The organism is Spiroplasma endosymbiont of Nomada rufipes (assembly GCF_964277355.1).
In the GTDB taxonomy this organism is placed as follows: domain Bacteria; phylum Bacillota_I; class Bacilli_A; order Mycoplasmatales; family VBWQ01; genus Spiroplasma_E.
In genome coordinates, this window is record NZ_OZ195517.1 from 281,048 (window position 1) to 301,640 (window position 20,593).

Annotated in this window: 19 protein-coding genes and 3 rRNA genes; 13 read left to right on the top strand and 9 right to left on the bottom strand. The window is 29.1% G+C overall.

Annotated features, from left to right (window positions below; all coding sequences use genetic code 4):
- Complete coding sequence (gene acpS, locus ACICQF_RS01525; RefSeq protein ID WP_174479919.1) at positions 1-321, bottom strand: holo-ACP synthase; 321 nt, start codon at positions 319-321, stop codon at positions 1-3.
- 131 nt (positions 322-452) lie between these two features.
- On the opposite strand from acpS, the gene ACICQF_RS01530 reads away from it, so the two are divergent.
- Positions 453-1,313 (top strand): hypothetical protein, encoded by an 861-nt coding sequence (locus tag ACICQF_RS01530; protein WP_395473430.1) that lies wholly within the window; start codon positions 453-455, stop codon positions 1,311-1,313.
- Between the two features lie 116 nt (positions 1,314-1,429).
- Here the strand turns inward: ACICQF_RS01530 and ACICQF_RS01535 are convergent, their stop codons facing one another.
- Both ACICQF_RS01535 and ACICQF_RS01540 read right to left on the bottom strand, forming a co-directional pair.
- Positions 1,430-1,993 carry an IS30 family transposase gene (locus ACICQF_RS01535; RefSeq protein ID WP_395473687.1) on the bottom strand — a complete coding sequence of 188 codons (564 nt, stop codon included), beginning with the start codon at positions 1,991-1,993 and terminating at the stop codon, positions 1,430-1,432.
- Positions 1,990-2,379, bottom strand: a complete 390-nt coding sequence (locus ACICQF_RS01540) for a transposase (RefSeq protein WP_395473431.1) — start codon at positions 2,377-2,379, stop codon at positions 1,990-1,992. Before ACICQF_RS01540 ends, ACICQF_RS01535 begins: the two co-directional genes overlap by 4 nt.
- A gap of 310 nt (positions 2,380-2,689) precedes the next feature.
- Between ACICQF_RS01540 and ACICQF_RS01545 the strand changes: the two genes are divergently transcribed.
- From ACICQF_RS01545 to ACICQF_RS01560, 4 genes are all read left to right on the top strand, one after another.
- A 16S ribosomal RNA gene (locus tag ACICQF_RS01545) occupies positions 2,690-4,211 on the top strand.
- A 192-nt stretch (positions 4,212-4,403) separates the two neighbouring features.
- Positions 4,404-7,341, top strand: a 23S ribosomal RNA gene (locus ACICQF_RS01550).
- 82 nt (positions 7,342-7,423) lie between these two features.
- Positions 7,424-7,530: ribosomal RNA gene (gene rrf, locus ACICQF_RS01555) — 5S ribosomal RNA — on the top strand.
- Together the 16S, 23S and 5S rRNA genes form the textbook arrangement of a ribosomal RNA operon.
- A gap of 102 nt (positions 7,531-7,632) precedes the next feature.
- Complete coding sequence (locus tag ACICQF_RS01560; RefSeq protein ID WP_339039644.1) at positions 7,633-8,121, top strand: hypothetical protein; 489 nt, start codon at positions 7,633-7,635, stop codon at positions 8,119-8,121.
- Positions 8,122-8,184: 63 nt separating this feature from the next.
- On the opposite strand, the gene ACICQF_RS01565 is transcribed toward ACICQF_RS01560, so the two are convergent.
- Positions 8,185-8,658 carry a hypothetical protein gene (locus tag ACICQF_RS01565; protein WP_395473432.1) on the bottom strand — a complete coding sequence of 158 codons (474 nt, stop codon included), beginning with the start codon at positions 8,656-8,658 and terminating at the stop codon, positions 8,185-8,187.
- A complete protein-coding gene (locus ACICQF_RS01570; protein ID WP_395473433.1) occupies positions 8,630-8,758 on the bottom strand; it encodes a hypothetical protein in 129 nt (42 codons plus the stop codon). The genes ACICQF_RS01565 and ACICQF_RS01570 overlap by 29 nt, the downstream gene beginning before the upstream one ends.
- Before the next feature lie 40 nt (positions 8,759-8,798).
- Here ACICQF_RS01570 and ACICQF_RS01575 point away from each other — a divergent pair, with 40 nt between their 5' ends.
- Complete coding sequence (locus tag ACICQF_RS01575; protein WP_395473434.1) at positions 8,799-9,497, top strand: IS30 family transposase; 699 nt, start codon at positions 8,799-8,801, stop codon at positions 9,495-9,497.
- Between the two features lie 698 nt (positions 9,498-10,195).
- Positions 10,196-11,821, top strand: coding sequence for a hypothetical protein (locus ACICQF_RS01580; protein ID WP_395473435.1), 1,626 nt, complete (start codon positions 10,196-10,198; stop codon positions 11,819-11,821).
- 429 nt (positions 11,822-12,250) lie between these two features.
- On the opposite strand, the gene ACICQF_RS01585 is transcribed toward ACICQF_RS01580, so the two are convergent.
- Positions 12,251-12,964 carry a hypothetical protein gene (locus tag ACICQF_RS01585; protein WP_395473436.1) on the bottom strand — a complete coding sequence of 238 codons (714 nt, stop codon included), beginning with the start codon at positions 12,962-12,964 and terminating at the stop codon, positions 12,251-12,253.
- Between the two features lie 212 nt (positions 12,965-13,176).
- Here ACICQF_RS01585 and tsaB point away from each other — a divergent pair, with 212 nt between their 5' ends.
- From tsaB to ACICQF_RS01600, 3 genes are read left to right on the top strand one after another with little or no spacing between them, the layout of a single operon-like run.
- Positions 13,177-13,758: a tRNA (adenosine(37)-N6)-threonylcarbamoyltransferase complex dimerization subunit type 1 TsaB gene (tsaB, locus tag ACICQF_RS01590; RefSeq protein ID WP_395473437.1), complete on the top strand. Its 582-nt coding sequence runs from the start codon at positions 13,177-13,179 to the stop codon at positions 13,756-13,758.
- A gap of 60 nt (positions 13,759-13,818) precedes the next feature.
- Entirely contained in the window at positions 13,819-14,253 is a 435-nt protein-coding gene (locus ACICQF_RS01595; protein WP_395473438.1) for a hypothetical protein, read from the top strand.
- Complete coding sequence (locus ACICQF_RS01600) at positions 14,177-14,665, top strand: MurR/RpiR family transcriptional regulator (RefSeq protein ID WP_395473439.1); 489 nt, start codon at positions 14,177-14,179, stop codon at positions 14,663-14,665. The genes ACICQF_RS01595 and ACICQF_RS01600 overlap by 77 nt, the downstream gene beginning before the upstream one ends.
- Here the strand turns inward: ACICQF_RS01600 and ACICQF_RS01605 are convergent.
- Positions 14,662-15,612 (bottom strand): IS30 family transposase, encoded by a 951-nt coding sequence (locus ACICQF_RS01605; protein ID WP_395473440.1) that lies wholly within the window; start codon positions 15,610-15,612, stop codon positions 14,662-14,664. The genes ACICQF_RS01600 and ACICQF_RS01605 overlap by 4 nt on opposite strands.
- 206 nt (positions 15,613-15,818) lie before the next feature.
- Between ACICQF_RS01605 and ACICQF_RS01610 the strand changes: the two genes are divergently transcribed.
- Positions 15,819-17,924 carry a PTS fructose transporter subunit IIABC gene (locus ACICQF_RS01610; RefSeq protein WP_395473441.1) on the top strand — a complete coding sequence of 702 codons (2,106 nt, stop codon included), beginning with the start codon at positions 15,819-15,821 and terminating at the stop codon, positions 17,922-17,924.
- A 33-nt stretch (positions 17,925-17,957) separates the two neighbouring features.
- Positions 17,958-18,905 (top strand): type I phosphomannose isomerase catalytic subunit, encoded by a 948-nt coding sequence (locus ACICQF_RS01615; RefSeq protein ID WP_395473442.1) that lies wholly within the window; start codon positions 17,958-17,960, stop codon positions 18,903-18,905.
- Between the two features lie 10 nt (positions 18,906-18,915).
- Here ACICQF_RS01615 and ACICQF_RS01620 read toward each other — a convergent pair whose 3' ends face one another.
- Positions 18,916-19,347 (bottom strand): PLP-dependent transferase, encoded by a 432-nt coding sequence (locus ACICQF_RS01620; RefSeq protein WP_395473688.1) that lies wholly within the window; start codon positions 19,345-19,347, stop codon positions 18,916-18,918.
- On the opposite strand from ACICQF_RS01620, the gene ACICQF_RS01625 reads away from it, so the two are divergent.
- Positions 19,301-19,435 (top strand): hypothetical protein, encoded by a 135-nt coding sequence (locus ACICQF_RS01625; RefSeq protein ID WP_395473443.1) that lies wholly within the window; start codon positions 19,301-19,303, stop codon positions 19,433-19,435. The two genes, ACICQF_RS01620 and ACICQF_RS01625, sit on opposite strands and share 47 nt — an antisense overlap.
- A 12-nt stretch (positions 19,436-19,447) precedes the next feature.
- Here ACICQF_RS01625 and ACICQF_RS01630 read toward each other — a convergent pair whose 3' ends face one another.
- Positions 19,448-20,398, bottom strand: a complete 951-nt coding sequence (locus tag ACICQF_RS01630; protein WP_395473444.1) for an IS30 family transposase — start codon at positions 20,396-20,398, stop codon at positions 19,448-19,450.
- Positions 20,399-20,593: the final 195 nt, after the last annotated feature.

The following is a 20,593-nucleotide window of genomic DNA, read 5'->3' on the forward strand; positions in this document are numbered from 1 at the left end:
TTAAATAACAATTGCAATTGCAATTGCATTAGTTTCATTATGTGATAAAGATAAAAGTAATTGATAATTCTTAATGATAGTTATTGGTTGATTATATTGATTATAACTAATATCAATATTTTTAAATGTTAACTTTTCTTGTGGTAATGCCTTAAAAATTGCTTCTTTTAATGCTCATCTTCCTGCCAAAAATTCCTGTTGACGTTGTAAAGAATATTGATTAAAAAGTATAATTTCTTTCTTACTTAAAATTCTTTTAGCAAATTCTTCAATATTTTCTATTCGATTTACTTCAATAATATCTATACCTACACTACGCATTGTTAACTCCTTATATAAAATAAAAGGTTAAAACCCTAAAATCCTTGTTTTTATTATATAATTAATATGAAAGAAAGTGTGATATTAATTTCAATAAATCAAATAAATTTTGAAAAGATGGTGGTATATTAATGACATTTTACTTAAATCAAAAACAAAAATCATTAATTAAAGAACACTACCAAAACTATAAAGTTGATAATAAAAATAGTAGTTATGAATTATTTCAATATCATAATATAACAATTGAAATTTATCAAGAAAAAGTTATTTTTAAAGGTACTAAAGAGGATATTATTGCAGAATATCGTAGAATTTGAAATCAACTTGATGAAAATCAATCACCAGTCATTGGCAATGCTGAATTTGGTATTAATAATTTTTTTGGTCCACTTGTTATTATTAGTTCTTATATTGGTTCGGGTAATTTAGAAAAATTACGTTTACTTAACATTCGCGATTATAAAGACTTATCACAAAGTAAATTTATTGAATTAGCACAAGATATTATGAAAACAATTATTTTTGAGTCAGTAATCATTAACAATCGTAAATATAATCAATGAATTGATGCGGGTTATAGCCCCAATATTATTAAAACCTGAGGAGAAAATCAAGCATTAGTTCGTATGTTACAACATAGAATTCAATATGATACTATAGTTATTGATCAATATATTAATGAAGATACATATTACAAATACATTGAAAATATGAAAGATAATCGTAATAAAATTATTAAAGATAAAGTTCAATTTGTTACTAATGCAGAAAGTAAGTATTTAGCTATCGCTTGTAGTACTATTATTAGTCGTTATTTATTTTTAGAAGAAATTAAAAAAATAAAAGGTATTGACACTGATACAATTCCATTAGGTACTGGAAAAGAAGTTAATATATTTTTAGAAAAAATTAAAAATGAAAAAACAATTGAATTTAATAAATTTCTTGAACGTCATAGCAAAAAATCATTTACTGAATTTTTTAAATAAATAAAAAAACTTAATTTTTATTAACTATATATAAAAAGATATTTTTTATTTAAAAACTATTAAATAAATGATATAATCCAAATCAGATATATGCTAAATTGTAAAGGTAAGTGCAACTAAATTATTTTTCTATCCAAATATTCGATTGGTGAAAGATAATTTAATATTTTTCTCGGTCTTTGATTTAAAGACAATATAAATTTATGAACTTCATTTTTATTAGTTTTTGAAAAAATAAATTTTTTAGGAAATTTTTCTCTAATTAAACCATTAGTATTTTCATTAGTACCTCTTTGTCAAGGTGAATATGGATTGGCAAAATAAATTTTTACATCTAAATTTTTTTCAAGTTGTTGTCAATTTGAAAATTCTTTGCCACGATCAAAAGTAATAGTTTTAACAATGTTTTTAGGAAGAATTGATAAATAATAACTGACATTTTTATTAATAACTTTAGTAGTTCTGTTTTTAACTAATATTGCTAAAGTAAATCGTGATACTCTTTCAACTAAAGTTATTAAACATGATTTGCTTTTGCCTCTTGATGATACTATAGTATCTCCTTCTCAATGACCAAGTGTTATACGATCATTAACATTTATATCTCGTTCTTTAATTGATTTACCATTAAACTTGCCACGATTTTCTTTAGATTTTCGTTTTTTACCTTTTCGTCTTAAATTTTACTAGTAACTTTATCAAGCATTCCAAAATAAATTCAAGTATAAATTGTTTTAAAACTAATAACTCACTCTTTATGAAAATTTTTAATTCTGCCATAAATTTGTTCAGGTGATCAACCTAATAGTAATTTTTGTTGTACATATTTTACTAAATTCTTATTTTTAAACTTATGAAAACTAATATGTGATTGTTTTCGATTTTCAGCTTTATTTTGTGCAATTAATGAAAAATAATGATTATTATCTTTATTTCTATTAATTTCTCGAATAATAGTACTAATACTTCGATTAAGATTTTTAGCTATTTCACTAATTTTAAATTTAAATTTCAATTGATTCTCAATATAAATCCTTTCATCTATGCCAAGATGTTTATAACTCATATAAAAAATCCTTACTTTTTTCTAAACTAAATTTAGCATTATGAAATTTTTATATGAGAATTTTTTGCAATTTTATTTACTTGCACTTACAAGTATAATTCAGCAATTTTAATTTTAAAAAAATAATGCTTTTTTATGATAATTAGGTTGACAATAATTATGGCATGTTGTACTATTGTTATTGTCCCAAAAATAAATGGGTTACAAACTAGAAAAAACGATCTTTGAAAACTAAATAGAACAAGAATTAATCCGTCAATTTTTTATTAAAAATTAAATAAGTCAGACATCATCTTTTAACAAAAACAATTTTATTGAGAGTTTGATCCTGGCTCAGGATTAACGCTGGCGGCATGCCTAATACATGCAAGTCGAACGAAAGTAGCAATACTTTAGTGGCGAACGGGTGAGTAACACGTATCTAACCTACCATTTAGCGGGGAATAACTGTTGGAAACGACAGCTAATACCGCATATGTTATTTATTTGCAATGATAAATAATGAAAGGAGCATTTGCTTCGCTAATTGATGGGGATGCGGCGCATTAACTAGTTGGTAAGGTAATGGCTTACCAAGGTAACGATGCGTAGCCGATCTGAGAGGATGAACGGCCACATTGGGACTGAGACATGGCCCAAACTTCTACGGAAGGCAGCAGTAGGGAATTTTTCACAATGGGCGAAAGCCTGATGGAGCAATGCCGCGTGACTGATGAAGGTCTTCGGATTGTAAAGGTCTGTTGTAAGGGAAGAAGTGCTAGAATAGGAAATGATTTTAGTATCGACCATACCTTACCAGAAAGCCACGGCTAACTATGTGCCAGCAGCCGCGGTAATACATAGGTGGCAAGCGTTATCCGGATTTATTGGGCGTAAAGCGTGCGTAGACGGTTTTGCAAGTCTGAGGTTAAATTTAGGGGCTCAACCCCTAACCGCCTTGGAAACTACATTACTAGAGTATAGGAGAGGTTAGTGGAATTTCATGTGTAGCGGTGGAATGCGTAGATATATGAAGGAACACCAGTGGCGAAGGCGGCTAACTGGCATATTACTGACGTTGTGGCACGAAAGCGTGGGGAGCAAATAGGATTAGATACCCTAGTAGTCCACGCCGTAAACGATGAGTACTAAGTGTTGCCATGAGGCAGTGCTGTAGCTAACGCATTAAGTACTCCGCCTGAGTAGTATGCTCGCAAGAGTGAAACTCAAAGGAATTGACGGGGACCCGCACAAGCGGTGGAGCATGTGGTTTAATTCGAAGCAACGCGAAGAACCTTACCAGGTCTTGACATACCTTGCGAAGCTATAGAGATATAGTAGAGGTTAACAAGGATACAGGTGGTGCATGGTTGTCGTCAGTTCGTGTCGTGAGATGTTTGGTTAAGTTCAGCAACGAACGCAACCCTTGTCCTTAGTTGCCAGCATTAAGTTGGGGACTCTAAGGAGACTGCTAGTGTAAGCTAGAGGAAGGTGGGGACGACGTCAAATCATCATGCCCCTTATGACCTGGGCTACACACGTGCTACAATGGCTGATACAAATAGTCGCTAAACCGCGAGGTCAAGCAAATCTCAAAAAGTCAGTCTCAGTCCGGATTGAAGTCTGCAACTCGACTTCATGAAGTCGGAATCGCTAGTAATCGCGAATCAGCAATGTCGCGGTGAATACGTTCTCGGGTCTTGTACACACCGCCCGTCAAACCACGAGAGTTGGCAATGCCAGAAGTCGGTGTCCTAACCGTAAGGAGGGAGCTGCCAAAGGCAGGGTTGATGATTGGGGTTAAGTCGTAACAAGGTATCCCTACCGGAAGGTGGGGATGGATCACCTCCTTTCTATGGAGTTTAGTTTCTAATAAGAAACCAAGACAACAAGAAAAAATAGATGGATGATTTATTGGATTACTTCTTTTGTTCTGTTTAGTTTTCAGGGATTGTTTTCTCTGAGCAATTGTTCTTTAAAAACTGGATAATAGACATCTTTTAAAAAAAATAAGATAATTTTTATCTTGCAATAGGATATTCTAAAAATAAATTATTAAGAGCGTATGGTGGATGCCTTGGAATTGGAAGACGATGAAGGACGCGATTACCTGCGATAAGCTTCGGGGAGCTGGAAATAAGCTTTGATCCGGAGATGTCCGAATGGGGAAACCCACTATCTTTAATCAGATAGTACTGTACAATGAATTCATAGTTGTGCAGAGTGATACCTAGAGAATTGAAACATCTTAGTACCTAGAGGAAAAGAAAGCGAATGCGATTCCCTTAGTAGCGGCGAGCGAAAAGGGAGCAGCCTAAACCAGTCGTCAGACTGGGGTTATAGGACTGTCTATTAGGTTCGACCTATGAAGAGTTACAAAATTTATATATAGCAGAAGTTGTTGGGAAGCAACGCCATAGATGGTGAAAGCCCAGTATGCGAAATGTATAAATCTCTTGATAGTATCCTGAGTACGGCGAGGCACGTGGAACCTTGTCGGAATTTGCGCAGACCACTGCGTAAGGCTAAATACTAACCAATTACCGATAGTGAACCAGTACCGTGAGGGAAAGGTGAAAAGTACCCCGAGAGGGGAGTGAAATAGTTTCTGAAACCATATGCTTACAACAAGTCGGAGCCCGTTAATGGGTGACGGCGTGCCTTTTGTAGAATGAGCCGGCGAGTTACGATTACATGCAAGGTTAAGTTGAAAAGACGGAGCCGAAGTGAAAGCGAGCCTGAATAGGGCGTTTAGTATGTGGTCGTAGACCCGAAACCAGGTGATCTAGCCATGAGCAGGTTGAAGTTAATGTAACAGTTAATGGAGGACCGAACCAACGTTCGTTGAAAAGACCGTGGATGACTTGTGGCTAGCGGTGAAATTCCAATCGAACCTGGAGATAGCTGGTTCTCCCCGATATAGTTTTAGGACTAGCGTCAGAATTAGTGCAATGGAGGTAAAGCTCTGAATGTATGATGGCCCCACCTCGGGGTACTGAATGCAATTAAACTGCGAATGCCATTGTTACATATCTGGCAGTCAGTCTATGGGTGATAAGGTCCATGGACGTGAGGGAAACAGCCCAGATCATCAGCTAAGGTCCCAAAATCAATGCTAAGTGGAAAACGATGTGGAATTGTTCAGACAGCTAGGAGGTTGGCTTAGAAGCAGCCATCCTTTAAAGAGTGCGTAACAGCTCACTAGTCGAATGATTCTGCGCGGAAAATGTACCGGGGCTAAGCATTGTACCGAAGCTATGGGTCTATATATATGTTTACATATATTGTGGGCGGTAGGGGAGCGTTCTAATCTGCGACGAAGTTAGACCGGAAGGACTAGTGGAGTGTTTAGAAGTGAGAATGCCGGCGTGAGTAATGATTGAAGGTGAGAATCCTTCATGCCGATTGACCAAGGTTTCCTGGGCTAGGTTCGTCCACCCAGGGTTAGTCAGGACCTAAGGCGAGGCCGAAAGGCGTAGTCGATGGATAACAGGTTGATATTCCTGTACCACCATGGTGACTGATGGAATGACGGAGAAGGCTAAAATGTCCCAGTGATTGGTAGTGCTGGGCTAAGTACAAAGAGGGTTGTGTAGGCAAATCCGCACATCGTTAACCTTGAAGTACGATGGGGAGTGAACGGTTCGCTTAGTAACGAAGCATTTGATGCCATACTTCCAAGAAAAGTTTCTAAAGACATCACCATGGTGCCTGTACCGAGAACGGACACACGTGGTCAAGGAGAATATCCTAAGGCAAGCGAGATAACTATAGCTAAGGAACTCTGCAAAATAACCCCGTAAGTTAGCGAGAAGGGGAGCTCATAGCAATATGAGTCGCAGTGAAGAGGTCCGGGCGACTGTTTAGCAAAAACACAGCTCTCTGCTAAGTCGTAAGACGATGTATAGGGGGTGACGCCTGCCCAGTGCTGGAAGGTTAAAGAGATTTGTTAGCGTAAGCGAAGCTTTGAATTGAAGCCCCAGTGAACGGCGGCCGTAACTATAACGGTCCTAAGGTAGCGAAATTCCTTGTCAGGTAAGTTCTGACCCGCACGAAAGGCGTAACGATCCGGACGCTGTCTCGGCTATAGACTCGGTGAAATCTTAGTACCTGTGAAGATGCAGGTTACCCGCGATTAGACGGAAAGACCCCGTGGAGCTTTACTACAACTTGATATTGAATTTTGGTGTAGTTTGTACAGCATAGGTGGGAGACGTTGATATGCAGACGCTAGTAGGCATGGAGTCACCATTGGGATACCACCCTTGCTATATTGAAATTCTAACTTGAGACCATAATCTGGTCTAAGAACAGTGTCTGGTGGGTAGTTTGACTGGGGCGGTCGCCTCCTAAAAAGTAACGGAGGCGCCCAAAGGTACCCTCAATATGAATGGAAATCATATGTAGAGCGCAAAGGTAAAAGGGTGCTTGACTGCGAGACATACAAGTCGAGCAGGAACGAAAGTTGGGCTTAGTGATCCGGCGGTGCTGTGTGGAAAGGCCGTCGCTCAACGGATAAAAGTTACCCCGGGGATAACAGGCTAATCTCTCCCAATAGTTCATATAGACGGGGAGGTTTGGCACCTCGATGTCGGCTCATCGCATCCTGGAGGTGTAGTCGCTTCCAAGGGTTGGGCTGTTCGCCCATTAAAGCGGTACGCGAGCTGGGTTCAGAACGTCGTGAGACAGTTTGGTCCCTATCTGTCGTGGGCGCAAGAAATTTGAGGAAAGCTGTTCCTAGTACGAGAGGACCGGAATGGACCTACCTCTGGTGCACCAGTTGTCACGCCAGTGGCACAGCTGGGTAGCTATGTAGGGCATGAATAAGCGCTGAAAGCATCTAAGCGCGAAGTCAGTTCCAAGATGAGATTTCTCATTCGAAAGAAGTAAGATCCCTTGAATACTACAAGGTTGATAGGTCAGGTGTGTAAGCATAGTGATATGTTCAGCTTACTGATACTAATAGATCGAGGATTTATTGAAGAATATATTCTCTATTGCAAATCAAAAGTAATCAAATTTAAAGATGTCTGTTTCTAGTTTTTAGGGAGCAATTGCTAAACTATTTGGTGTCCATGGCGGAGTGGTCACACCTGTTCCCATCTCGAACACAGCAGTTAAGCACTCCAGCGGCGAAAATACCAGCAATGGGAAAATAGCACGATGCCAAATTTTTTTTATTGTGTTAATATTTAATTTAAAATTTAAATTTTTTTTATGTTAAGATTGAGAATATTAAAATGTAAAAAAGATTTTAAGAAAAAAGGAGAAAAAATGGATAAGGTTGAAAAGAAATTAGATAAAAAATTATACATTGGAGCTAAAATTGGATTCATAACAAATATTATAAGTATTATTTGAAGTGTAATTATTACAATTATTTTAGCTACAGCAAGTAGTGTCATTTTTAACAGTTTTACAAAATATGATCACACTTCATTAACATCAGGAGTTAGTACAATATTTATTGTTGGATTGATTTTTGGACTTTTAATTGCTATTGGATTTTCAATTGCAATAATTATCATGTGCAATAATGTTTTAAAAGGAAATGCTAATAGTGGTTTAGCTGTTGGAATTGTAACTTTAGTTTTAGCAGGTTTTTCTTTAATAGCTATGTTTTCATCACATTTTAATTTTATTAGTGGTATTAATATTATTTTTTTAGGACTTAATATTGCTTCAGGTGTATTATTAATTATTGGTAAATATCTTCCAGTTACTAATAAACCAGAAGAAGTAGTTTCTATGGTAAATGAATAATTAAAAATATTTAATAAATTATATAAATAAGGCTTTAGAAATTAAAAGCCTTATTTTATTTTTTTATAATTTAAAACCATAAGGATAAGTAATGATTGGAAAATTTGGTTTATCATCATCATGCTTTTTTTTATATTGTATATTATTAATTCATAAATAAAGGTATTGTAAACCAATACTAATAATTAACAGAAAAATAATAGCAGTAACTAATACTCCTACACCATATTTTTGGTAGTTGAAAAAAAAGTAAGGATAACAAGTATTAATATTTTCTCCTTGTTTAACACGTAGTACACCACGAACCATTACCATTACTACATAAAAACAAGGATAAAATAAGATAAATCACATATAAAGTTTATGATGATTTTTTAGTGAATAAAAATCACGTCCACATGATAAAGCAAAATTTAAAATCATAACAATTGGCATAATTAGATTTAGAATTATTGTTTTAAATCATAAATAAATATCATTTCCATATTTACTTCTTTCTTGGCTATTACTAATGATACCTATTCAAAATACTAACATTGTAATTGTAATATAAATAGTAATGCTTAATAAAATGCTGAATTATACTTGTAAGTACAAGTAAATAAAATTGCAAAAAATTCTCATATAAAAATTTCATAATGCTAAATTTAGTTTAGAAAAAAGTAAGGATTTTTTGTATGAGTTATAAACATCTTGGCATAGATGAAATGATTTATATTGAGAATCAATTGAAATTTAAATTTAAAATTAGTGAAATAGCTAAAAATCTTAATCGAAGTATTAGTACTATTATTCGAGAAATTAATAGAAATAAAGATAATAATCATTATTTTTCATTAATTGCACAAAATAAAGCTGAAAATCGAAAACAATCACATATTAGTTTTCATAAGTTTAAAAATAAGAATTTAGTAAAATATGTACAACAAAAATTACTATTAGGTTGATCACCTGAACAAATTTATGGCAGAATTAAAAATTTTCATAAAGAGTGAGTTATTAGTTTTAAAACAATTTATACTTGAATTTATTTTGGAATGCTTGATAAAGTTACTAGTAAAAATTTAAGAAGAAAAGGTAAAAAACGAAAATCTAAAGAAAATCGTGGCAAGTTTAATGGTAAATCAATTAAAGAACGAGATATAAATGTTAATGATCGTATAACACTTGGTCATTGAGAAGGAGATACTATAGTATCATCACGAGGTAAAAGCAAATCATGTTTAATAACTTTAATTGAAAGAGTATCACGATTTACTTTAGCAATATTAGTTAAAAACAGAACTACTAAAGTTATTAATAAAAATGTCAGTTATTATTTATCAATTCTTCCTAAAAACATTGTTAAAACTATTACTTTTGATCGTGTCAAATAATTTTCAAATTTACAACAACTTGAAAAAAATTTAGATGTAAAAATTTATTTTGCCAATCCATATTCACCTTGACAAAGAGGTACTAATGAAAATACTAATGGTTTAATTAGAGAAAAATTTCCTAAAAAATTTATTTTTTCAAAAACTAATAAAAATGCAGTTCATAAATTTATATTGTCTTTAAATCAAAGACCGAGAAAAATATTAAATTATCTTTCACCAATCGAATATTTTGATAGAAAAATAATTTAGTTGCACTTACCTTTACAATTTAGCATTAGAATTAAATTTAATTAAATTTTTGATAGGAAATTTAATTTTTAATTATGATTGAATATGCTACTTATTTAGTATATCAAGTTTTTCCTTGTCACTATTAATATTTACTAACTGATTATTTAAAACACCTAATAAGTTAAAAAAAATTAACTTATTAATTATTTAATCTTGATTTTTTGCTAATAAAGTTTATTATTAATGTTAAGGATATAATTTTTATCCTTATAATTTTAATGAATATATAAGTAATTATATAAGTATTAAAATTATATATGTTGATTTAACAAAAAGTTTAATAATTGATTATATATCCTTAGTTTTATTTTATTAAAACTAAGATTTTAAGTATTTAATTAAATATGCTTAATTTAATATTATAATTATAAACACAAATAATAGGTAAAAAAGGAGTAATCATAATGACAAATTTCTTATCTTTTAGTTTTTTTAAAACTAAAAGTTTTAAAACAATAAGTTTGGCTTTGGCATTATCTCTTACTAGTAGTTTAATGATAGTTACTAATCATCAATCTAATATTAGTACTGTTAATGAGAGTAACAAACTTTCTGGGTTTCATATTACTGTTAAGGAAAAAAATAAAAATTTAATTAGTGAAGCTAATACTTGAAATTCAATTAATAATAATTATGAAGATTTTATTAGATTGCATAAAGAAGTAATAACAGAACAATTTAATGATTGATCAGACCTTATTAATAAGGTTAATAATAATCCAAATGATGATATTAGTAAAGATGTTAATAAGAAATTTAAGGAACAAATTGAAAACAAAGCTAATAATATCTTGCCAGATAATGGTATTAAATATTTTACTGATAAAGTTATTGGTCGTAGTGTTGCTAAACAAAGTTTTAATGATATTGTTAGTTTTGGCTATGTTTATGTTGGTTACCATGATAATAGTTTACCAGCGCAGATTAACAATGGTATTTTTGCAACGGTAAATCCTAGGGCAGATTTTAATAATTATTTTAGTATTCCTTATATGATTAAACCGAGCGATGATTTTTTAAATAGTCATAAAAGTGTTCAAGATCGGTTAGCAATTTTACCACTTAATAATGGTAATACCAATGATACTAATCAACCAATGTTAGCTATTTTAGCAAAAAATAAAAATGATAAGAATGAACAATTATTAATAAATGATAAAAAGGATGAAGTTGTTGATAATGATTCAATTAGTTATGCAATATTAAATCATAAACCAGATGATCATTTAAAATCAACTAGTTTTAATGTTAGTGTTAAAGATAGTGGTTATAGTAAAACTATTAAGTTAACAAATAATAGTTCAAATATTCAATTTAGTACTATTAGTGATGAAAAAGTTAAAGAAAATCCTGTAATTGTACCTCAATATTTAGTTCAAAATAATTCACAAGATAATAAAAATACATTAATAGTTATGAATAAAGCCATTGAGAAAGCTAAAGTAAATATTAGTGATTCACAACAACATTGACTAAAATGAAAAGTTGATTCACAAACTTTACAAAAAGCAAAAAATGATTTGGGAACACCTATTAAAGATGGTGATAATTTAACTCTTAATCAAGGAAGTAATTTTCAAGTTTATTGTATAGGTTTAGATACATCTGACTTACAACGTCAAGCTGCTTCTGAACAATATATTACTGTTTATAGAAGCAATACAAAAATACCTAATTTTCCAAATTGTACTGATTTTTTTGAAAAAACTAATAATTTATTAGCGGGTTTTCAACAATATTTAACTAGTGCTACTAATAATAGTATTAAAATTGAATATTTAAAAAATAATGCTGCTGGTGAGTTTTTATCATGATTTATTCAATATCAAGGTGATATTACTAAACAAAATTATGTTAATTATTTACAAAGTAATAATTCAGATCGTCCCTGAGATGTTAATATATCATTAACAACTAAGATGTTAGTTAATAATTGAAATATTATTATCATTTGTGGCTTCATTATTAGTTTTTTAACTATAATTCCAATAGTTGTTGTTATTATTCGTAAAAAGAAATATTTAAAATAAAGTTTATTATTTTTAAGTAGTACTTGTTAAAAAACAATATTTTATATAAAAATATAAAATGATAAGTGTAAAAAATGTTATTACTTGTTTTTTCTTTTTAGTGAGTTACAATAAAAATGGCAGTTATAAATGTTTAGAAAATATTTAAGTAATGCCGGTTTTAATTTTATATTTGACTTTAAGTCCTTGTATACTATATATGCTATACAAGGATTTTTTATATAATTTTAAAATAAAATATATTAAGAAAAAGGAGGTAAAAAATAACAAAATAATATTTAAAAAAAATAATACAATTTCAAATTTTTACTTTTCACAAATATATATTCCTCCCTACAATTATTTTTCAATATTTTTTAAATAATAAATAATAGTAATAAAGTGTACTATTTTATAAACTAGTACACTTTATTTATAAATTATTTTACATTAAAAATTTGTATCTCTTAAAGCCGCTATTGGTTTATTATTTTTTTTATAAAGGATATTATTATAAAGAGTAAAAAATAACATCAAAATTATGTATAAGATTAAAATTGCAAAGATATAAATAAAGAAAGTAGTTAAACTTTTATGAAAATCTAAAAATGGATATGGAAATGAATAATCAATTTCTGTTGTTCCTTTTCTTAAAAAACCAACAAAATTTCCTTTAGCAAGTGCATAACCTAAATATACAAATATGTAAATAGAAATAATTGGTATTCAAAGATATGTTTGTTTTCCAAGTTTTCAGTAGTATTTACCAGCAGAAAACATAAAATATAAAATCACTATCACTGGTACTATTAAATGTAATAAAAATGTATTTATAAAATTTAATATGCTAATACTATTACTACTATCTAAATTATTTATCATTGGTTTAAATAATACAGCAAAAAATACGATAAGAGTTACGGTAATATAAACAGTAATTGCTAATGAAAAGCGCCCAAAAACAAATTGTGCGCGATTGTCATGAAAACGATTTGTTAATACAAAACAAAAGAAAAGAAAAACTAAAAAATTTGACTGAATAGTAAAGGTAGAAATCATTGTTCAAATACCAACTCATGGGCCATCTGGAGTTCATAAATTATGAGGATTAGGTGTTCCAACTGTTATTGGTTTATACTCAATTAAAACTATTGCAAATTGCATTATTAGACCTATAACAGCAATAATTAGTCCAGATCAAAGTAAAAAATCAGAAAATTTACTTTTAAATCCTATATTTTTTCCTATTCCCATATGGATCAACTCACAATTCTATATTTTTTCTATTTTAATTACATTATACATGATATTATAATAAGTATGTAAGATATTAGAAAATTATTAATAGCAACTAAATGAAATAATAAGGTGATGTTATGTATCAATTATATTTAGATACAACAAATAACAAATTAACAGTGGTGATTTTGCAAGCTAATAAAATTTTAGCAAGTTCATCATTTATTGCTTGACAAAAACAAACAGAATTGGCAATTCCAACTATTACTAATTTACTTGTAAAATGTAAAATAAAATTAAAAGATATTTCAAAAGTAGTTATTGTAAATGGTCCTGGCAGTTATACTGGAATTAGAGTAGCAATTACTTTTGTCAAAACACTTAAAGTTTTGAATAGTTTTTTAACGGTTTTTACTATTAATAGTTTATTATTACAGGCAGGATTAATAAAATCAATAAGTGTTTTGTCAGCATACAATAATAAAAGTTATTTGGCAGTATGTGATAATGGAAAAATAATTATTCAGCCGCAATTAGTAGATGAAAATGCTAAAATTGGTATTATTAGTGATTTACTAGATTATAAAATAATTGAAAATTTAGAAAAGTGTAATATTGTGGAAAATTTTCAAAAGTTGTCACCATATTTTATCGAAGTAAAAAACATGGAAGATTTGCAACCATATTATATTAATGATCCATTTTCATCACATAATTAAAAAATAATAATATTTAAATATTTTACATTAGTTTAAAAAGGAGTTTTTACATGCTTATCAATGATAATTTTTGATCTAGAGTATCAAAGGAAGAAAATAATTTCACAAAAAAAAGAAAAAGTTCTTATTAACTATATTAATAAGAATAGTCAAAAAATGGATCAAGTTACTATTAGTTCTTTGGCTAAAGAAAATACTGTTGGTTATAGTGTTGTTTATAATTTAATTAAGAAATTGGGATTTAAAGGTTATCGTGAATTTATCATTAGTTTAGCTGCGCAAGAAACTACTTTCAAAGCTTTAAATCGTGAGTTTTTTGGTGATCGTAGTGTTTTAAAAGAACATTATAAAAAACTAATGGATTTAAATGATTCAATGATTAATTATGAGGAATTACAAAGATTTATTAATTGAATAGATGATAATCTTAAAGCTTTGTATTTATTTAGCAGGCATTGGTCATTCTGGTTTAGGTGCGGAGGATTTATCAAATAAATTATATCGGTTTTGTTTACGATCAATCTGTTTAAATAAAGATGATGATAGTATTTTAATGCATGCTTCTTTAATTATTCCAGAAGATGTAATAATTCTTTTTTCATTATCAGGTAAAACCGCTACTATTGTTGAAACAGCTAAACTTGCTAAAAAGAATAATGCTAAAATTGCAGTTGTTACATCACAAGATAAAACTGAATTAGTGACTTATGCTGATTGAACATTTAATATTGTTTCTTCAGGACTTTATGAAGCACAAGAAATATTTATTTCTCCATTATTTGCTATTACTTATTTTAATGATTTAGTAACAACATATTTATTAAAATCAAAGCATAAAGATTGATATTTAGAAAATAGAATTAAAACTAATAAAGTAATGCTAAATTGTAAAGGTAAGTGCAACTAAATTATTTTTCTATCCAAATATTCGATTGGTGAAAGATAATTTAGTATTTTTCTTGGTCTTTGGTTTAAAGACAATATAAATTTATGAACTTCATTTTTATTAGTTTTTGAAAAAATAAATTTTTTATGAAATTTTTCTCTAATTAAACCATTAGTATTTTCATTAGTAGCTCTTTGTCAAGGTGAATATGGATTGGCAAAATAAATTTTTACATCTAAATTTTTTTCAAGTTGTTGTCAATTTGAAAATTCTTTGCCACGATCAAAAGTACTAGTTTTAACAATGTTTTTAGGAAGAATTGATAAATAATAACTGACATTTTTATTAATAACTTTAGTAGTTCTGTTTTTAACTAATATTGCTAAAGTAAATCGTGATACTCTTTCAACTAAAGTTATTAAACATGATTTGCTTTTACCTCGTGATGATACTATAGTATCTCCTTCTCAATGACCAAGTGTTATACGATCATTAACATTTATATCTCGTTCTTTAATTGATTTACCATTAAACTTGCCACGATTTTCTTTAGATTTTCGTTTTTTACCTTTTCTTCTTAAATTTTTACTAGTAACTTTATCAAGCATTCCAAAATAAATTCAAGTATAAATTGTTTTAAAACTAATAACTCACTCTTTATGAAAATTTTTAATTCTGCCATAAATTTGTTCAGGTGATCAACCTAATAGTAATTTTTGTTGTACATATTTTACTAAATTCTTATTTTTAAACTTATGAAAACTAATATGTGATTGTTTTCGATTTTCAGCTTTATTTTGTGCAATTAATGAAAAATAATGATTATTATCTTTATTTCTATTAATTTCTCGAATAATAGTACTAATACTTCGATTAAGATTTTTAGCTATTTCACTAATTTTAAATTTAAATTTCAATTGATTCTCAATATAAATCCTTTCATCTATGCCAAGATGTTTATAACTCATATAAAAACTCCTTACTTTTTTCTAAACTAAATTTAGCATTATGAAATTTTTATATGAGAATTTTTTGCAATTTTATTTACTTGCACTTACAAGTATAATTCAGCTAATTAAAAAATTTAATTAATTTTTTAAATAAAAAAACTGTTTTTTTTAAAATAATAATTTAATATTATGTCATGAATATTTATTAAGTAAGGAGATGAAGTATGTTGTCTAAACAAGATGATATTTTGACAGTAGAACACGTTTTTCTTGAATCTGATTGTAAAACACAAGCAGAAGCTTTTCAAGAAATAGCAACTTCTGCTAAAAAATTAGGTTTTTTGAAAAAAAATATTAGTGAAAAATCAGTAGTTAATAGTTTTCTACAAAGAGAAGGAGAAGGAACTACTGGTTTTGGTGGTGGTGTTGCTGTGCCACATGCTCGTAATGAAGATATTGTTAAATCAGGAATTTTTATTATGCGTTTTAAACAGCCAATTCCTTGGAAAGCACTAGATGAACAACCCGTTAAAGCAATTATTGCTTTAATTGTGCCACTAAAAAGTGCTGGTAATGAGCACTTGGAAATTTTATCAAAAGTGGCACAAAGATTAACAAAACCGGAATTTCAATCAATATTATTTAATTCAAAAGATAAAAAAGTAATTATTCAATCACTAAATATTAATAATAAATCTAATGTTGAAACTAGTAGTAAAACTATTAGTGAAGATCTGAAAGGTTCTTCAAAAAAAACTAAAAATATTATAGCAATTACTGCTTGTCCAGTTGGGGTAGCACATACTTATATTGCACAAGATAAATTAGAAATTGCTGCAAAAAATTTAGGTTATAATATTAAAGTTGAAACTCATGGTAGTATTGGTATTAAAGGTGCTTTTACAGCAACTGATATTGCCAACGCTGATTTAGTTATTATTGCAGTATCGGCCGGTGTTGCAGATTTAAAATTAGAACGTTTTAATAATAAACCATTATATAAAGTAGAAATTAGCAAAGTTATTAAAAATCCTGAAAGTATTGTTAATGATGCTTTTGCTAACGCAAAACCTTATGAAATAAACAAGTCAGAATCGGGACAAAAAGCGGAAAAAGAAAATAAATCAAATGATTTATTTACTACTGATAAACAGGGAATTATGAAACATATTATGGCTGGTGTTGGCTATATGGTTCCATTTGTTGTTTTTGGTGGAATTATGTTAGCATTATCAATTGGTATTGCTAAAGCAGTTTATGGTGTTGACTTTGATATTTCCAAGTTACCACATAATCATTTTCTTTATTTTATGAATCAAGCTGGAAGTATTGCTTTTACATTAATGATTCCAATTTTAGCTGGTTTTATCGCTAATTCAATTGCAGGACGTGCTGCCTTGGTTCCGGCAATGGTAAGTGCATATGTTGCTAATACAGCAGGATTAGTTTATCCAATTGCTGGTTTAGAGCCAAAGGTTTCTGCTGGATTTTTAGGAGCATTATTAATTGGTCCAAGTGTTGGATATTTAGTAAGATGAATTATTACTTGAAAAGTACCAAAGACTATTGCTCCAATTATGCCAATTTTCTTTATTCCTATTGTAGTAACATTTTTAATTAGTTTCACTTTTATTTATGCAATTGGAGCTCCAATTGGTTGAATAATGGAACAATTTCAAAATAGGTTAACCCACATGCCACGTGAAGCAATGGCAGCAATTGGAATTTTGCTAGGAGCCATGATTGGATTTGATATGGGTGGTCCAATTAACAAAGTTGCTTTTTTAGCAGCCTCAACAACTATAACTGCTGATCCTAGTTCACAATTATTTATGGGAGCAGTAGCTGCAGCTATTCCTGTTGCACCACTTGGAATGGGTTTAACAACTTTGATTTTTCGTAAATTCTTTAATGAAAGTGAACGTACATTAGGTTTAACAGCAATGTTAATGGGGTGTATTGGTATTTCTGAAGGTGCGATTCCTTTTGCAGTAAGAGATCCAAAACGTGCTATTATTAGTAATATTATTGGTAGTGCTGTTGCTGGTAGTATTGCTGGTGCTTTCTTATTAACTGATGCTGCTGGTCATGGTGGTCCTATTGTTGCTATCTTAGGTGCAGTTAGTTCAGTTAATTATGTGATTTGGGTAAGTATTCTTTTATTTTTTTTAGCCATTATTGTTGGAAGTATTGTTACTTGTTTAGTATATGGTGGATTATTAATTATTCAATCACGTAATATTAAGGTTTTTAAATTAATGAATGAAAGAATCATGAAAATATTTAATAGTAAAAAAACTAAATCTAAAAATAGTAAAAATAAAGTTTAATTGAACAAATAATCAAAGTTTAGGAGAGTGAATATGAATAATAGCACATCACAAATAATTTTTTTAAAACCTGCTTTTATTCGCAAATTGTGAGGTAGTCAAAAATTAGCACACAAATTTAATTTTGATTTACCTAAAAATACACCAATTGGTGAAGCATGATTAGTTAGTGCTCATCCCAATGGAATGAGTTATGTTTTAAATGGCGAGTATAAAGGATTCAGTTTAGCAGAATTGTTTAAACAGCAACCTAGTTTATTTGCTAATCTTGATAGTTCAGGTAGTGTGATTAATAAAGAATATCCATTGTTAACAAAAATTTTAGACGCAAATGATAGTTTAAGCGTTCAAATTCACCCTGATGATAAATTCGCAGAAAAAAATCATCAATGTTTAGGAAAAACTGAATGTTGGTATATATTAGAATGTTTACCCAAAGGTAGAGTTATTTTGGGTCATAATGCTAAAACCAAAGATCAGTTTAATCAATGATTGGCAAAAGAACAATGACATAAACTATTAAAATATATACCAATTAAAAAAGATCAATTTATTTATGTTCCTTCTCTAAAAATTCATGGTTTATTGGCACATACTATGGTTTTTGAATTACAACAATCATCAGATATTACATATCGTTTATATGATTATGATCGTAAAGATGAACTTGGTAATTTACGAAATTTGCATTTGAAAGAAGCATCAACTATTGTTTTAGCTCCTGATTTAAATAGTAGTGAAGCTAATGGTCATGATAATTATTTAGTTGATAACAAGTTTTTTAAGTTAATTAAATTAATTAATGAGGGAATTAACCATTATAGTTATCCTAATACTAGATGATTGCAAATCTCAGTATTGGATGGTAATGGTATAATTGATGATACTAGTATTAAAAAAGGTGACTCATTTATTTTACCAAATGGTTATACTGATTTTTGTTTAAGTGGTAATATGTTGTTGATGGTTGCATATTGCTAATAAATAATTATTATAGTTTTTTTAATGCTTGTTCCAAATCATTTCACAAATCTTCAACATATTCAATACCAATTGAAAGACGAACAAGACCTTCTGAAATATTTGCATCTGCTAATTCTTGTGCATTATAAGTAGAATGTGTCATTGAAGCAGGATGTTCAATCAATGACTCAATTCCACCTAAAGAAACTGCCAAAATTATTAATTTTAAATTATTTAATAGTTTGATTCCTCCATCATATCCACATTTTAATTCGAAACTAATCATTACTCCTGGTAATTTCATTTGTTGTTCATAAAGTACTTGTTCTGTTGCTGAATTAGTTAGTCCAGGATAAAATACTTTTTTAATCTTAGGATGTTCTTTTAATCTTGCTGCAATTATTCTTGCATTTTTGCAAGCTCTTCATAATCGTAATTCTAAAGTTGATAGTCCTCTTAAAACAAGAAAGGCATCATGAGGTGATAATACAGCTCCTGTTAAATCTTTTAATCCTTCAAAACGAATTTTATTTATTGCTAAATTGTAAAGGTAAGTGCAACTAAATTATTTTTCTATCCAAATATTCGATTGGTGAAAGATAATTTAATATTTTTCTCGGTCTTTGATTTAAAGACAATATAAATTTATGAACTTCATTTTTATTAGTTTTTGAAAAAATAAATTTTTTAGGAAATTTTTCTCTAATTAAACCATTAGTATTTTCATTAGTACATCTTTGTCAAGGTGAATATGGATTGGCAAAATAAATTTTTACATCTAAATTTTTTTCAAGTTGTTGTCAATTTGAAAATTCTTTGCCACGATCAAAAGTAATAGTTTTAACAATGTTTTTAGGAAGAATTGATAAATAATAACTGACATTTTTATTAATAACTTTAGTAGTTCTGTTTTTAACTAATATTGCTAAAGTAAATCGTGATACTCTTTCAACTAAAGTTATTAAACATGATTTGCTTTTACCTCGTGATGATACTATAGTATCTCCTTCTCAATGACCAAGTGTTATACGATCATTAACATTTATATCTCGTTCTTTAATTGATTTACCATTAAACTTGCCACGATTCTCTTGAGATTTTCGTTTTTTACCTTTTCTTCTTAAATTTTTACTAGTAACTTTATCAAGCATTCCAAAATAAATTCAAGTATAAATTGTTTTAAAACTAATAACTCATTGTTTATGAAAATTTTTAATTCTGCCATAAATTTGTTCAGGTCATCAACCTAATAGTAATTTTTGTTGTACATATTTTACTAAATTCTTATTTTTAAACTTATGAAAACTAATATGTGATTGTTTTCGATTTTCAGCTTTATTTTGTGCAGTTAATGAAAAATAATGATTATTATCTTTATTTCTATTCATTTCTCGAATAATAGTACTAATACTTCGATTAAGATTTTTAGCTATTTCACTAATTTTAAATTTAAATTTCAATTGATTCTCAATATAAATCCTTTCATCTATGCCAAGATGTTTATAACTCATATAAAAACTCCTTACTTTTTTCTAAATTAAATTTAGCATTATGAAATTTTTATATGAGAATTTTTTGCAATTTTATTTACTTGCACTTACAAGTATAATTCAGCATTTTAATTAAATATTTATTTAATATTTTATTATCAGTATTGAAAATTAAATTTTATTTTTATTTTTTAAGCTTTATAAGTGTAAAAAAAA